Annotated in this window: 3 protein-coding genes; all 3 read right to left on the reverse strand. The window is 52.2% G+C overall.

The features are described 5' to 3' along the window. Positions 1 to 69: 69 nt before the first annotated feature. Positions 70 to 471: a hypothetical protein gene (locus tag DKW72_RS16190; protein ID WP_111643424.1), complete on the reverse strand. Its 402-nt coding sequence runs from the start codon at positions 469 to 471 to the stop codon at positions 70 to 72. A 100-nt stretch (positions 472 to 571) separates the two neighbouring features. Continuing rightward, positions 572 to 892: a hypothetical protein gene (locus DKW72_RS16470; protein ID WP_157960526.1), complete on the reverse strand. Its 321-nt coding sequence runs from the start codon at positions 890 to 892 to the stop codon at positions 572 to 574. Positions 893 to 1,343: 451 nt separating this feature from the next. Next, positions 1,344 to 1,754 (reverse strand): hypothetical protein, encoded by a 411-nt coding sequence (locus DKW72_RS16195; protein ID WP_111643425.1) that lies wholly within the window; start codon positions 1,752 to 1,754, stop codon positions 1,344 to 1,346. Positions 1,755 to 2,188: the final 434 nt, after the last annotated feature.

Consider the following 2,188-nt stretch of genomic DNA (forward strand, 5'->3'; position numbering starts at 1 on the left):
GCCTCTGCTCACCGGTAAATTGAGAGCGCAGCGAGTAATTTATCCGCGTGCAGCAGCTGGTTAGGCGCACTACGCCCAGCCCCGAAGCTGCGCAGCAATGTACGGTGCAAGGGCCGTTGCCGCGAGAACAATAGGCCAGATGTTGCCATCCTTGAATGTATAGGCCTCAAACAACTCGGGCCACGACTTGCCTTGCCAGAGACCAAACGAAAACTCAAAAACGAGTGTAAGCGCGAGCCAGCCCAACCCAACGGCCCAGAGCTGAACGGGACGGCTAATTTGTAGCCAAGGAAGCGATAAGTACGCCACGCCAATGATCAAGATTGAAAGCAGCAGTCCGCTCAGCACGAATGCCGCCGGAGTTCCGACCCCCGGTATAAGTACAGACTCGCGCAGTGCCCCATTGGCAACAGCTAGAACAAGAATGCTGCCCCAAATCACCAATGCCTTTAAAGCGACTACCGTAAGCATCGATTGCTCCTTTAGCGCCTAACTTTGCGCACACGGGCGCGAGTTTACGAGCGTCCCACCGCCGCCTGCGGCGGTGAAGTGCTGCGCCTGGTTATGAGTATTACTTGCCATAGGCGTAGAACCCAAAACTTATCGCACAACAAACAACTACCGCTATTAGAATTTGGCCTGCAATTTTACCCGGTATATTTGAGACAGGGTGTCGGTATTTTTGCCTGCGCCCAAATACTGTTGTGTGTGAGCGTACGCCATAAGGTGAAAAAATTGCAAAAAATGCGATTGCTCCTGTAGCAATGGAGAAAGCCAGCCATCCGAAAAAATTCGAGGGAGTTACCACCTCGATATAGCTGATCATAAATGCAAAGATACCACCGACAAGAAGCCCAGCTGCAATAATTCTTGTCATTTCTACTTTACTCATAACGCCGCGCACACCGGTGCGAGCTTGCGAGCATCCGACGGCCGACAGGCCGTGTAGTGCTGCGCTTGGTTATGGCTGCGACGCTCCCAACCTTCTATTAGCACTTTGCAAAGCGCTAGCGGAGCCACAGCCCGAACAATGCGGGGCAAGAGCTATGAGCGTGCCGCCGCCCCTGTGTCTTCTTACTGACACACCATGCTGGTAGCGATGATGTGGCCGATTGCCTCTTAATTTCCGGGTGCCACCAGGAGCGAAACTGCCAAGCCTGCGATGAACCAGAAAACTCTAAAGCTGGTTCAGCTGGTTTGTGGCACGAAGTCGGCGACCCCGATTGATACTCAACTAAATGCAAAAGGCCGAGCACCCATAACGCCCGGCTTTGGGGCGGACTTGGAGCCGCGCAGCGGCGGAAAGGCCGTCCCAGCCCCGAAGGGGCGACAACAGCCGTTTGTTAGGCGCCGCGCAATTTGTCAACAAAGCGCTCTCTAATACGGTACATTGGGCAATTACCTGGCGTAATATCTTCAATGTATCCAAGCTCCTCTAGATGGGCTATTGCAGCGGAGAGATCGGGGTGCTTATCCGTGTGATACTCAAAGCTAGGTTCAGATTTACTGATGCTCCATGTGCTTTCGCACACGAAGAACTTTCTGACACTCTTGAAATCAGGGTGATTGGAGTCCTCGATAATCTCATCGATGATTTTGGGAAATCGACGTTTTACGTCTTCCCACTCCTCATCAATGTAATGAGCCACCTCAGCTTCCCTACGCTTATCCGTATACTTATTCCCCAAATACGTGCCAGCAGCGCCAGTAAAGCTGCCAACAAGAAAACCTATAGCAAGAGATAGTATGTCCATAGTCTGCCTAACGCCGCAAACAGCGGCCGAGCGAAGCGAGGTCCAGGCCACGAAGTGGCCGATGCTGATTTGCTTTGTTAAGCATTACGGAACCTCAACTTGTTTAAGTAATTGCCGAGCATTACCCCAAGCGTAACCAGTGTGGCGGAGCCATATAAAGCCAGAACATACGGGGTACCCTGCTCTTTGATGATGGCCGGCCCTATGTAAGGCTGCCGTAGAGTGTCCCATGCAAAGTAAAAGAACAGTACGGCCAGGGGCACGCCTATGAAATTCACCCATTTAGACCACCGGATGCCCAACACCAAAAAGACACCTACAAAAGCTCCGCAAAACCACAGGCTTGACTGCGTGGCCATTTTGTCCGAAACCTCCGCCAAAGCTGGGGCGGGTAGAGCTAAAAGTACCAAGCAAGTTCGATTCATAAGATTGCT

This window comes from Marinimicrobium alkaliphilum (assembly GCF_003259155.1).
Classification (GTDB): Bacteria; Pseudomonadota; Gammaproteobacteria; order Pseudomonadales; family Cellvibrionaceae; genus Marinimicrobium_A; species Marinimicrobium_A alkaliphilum.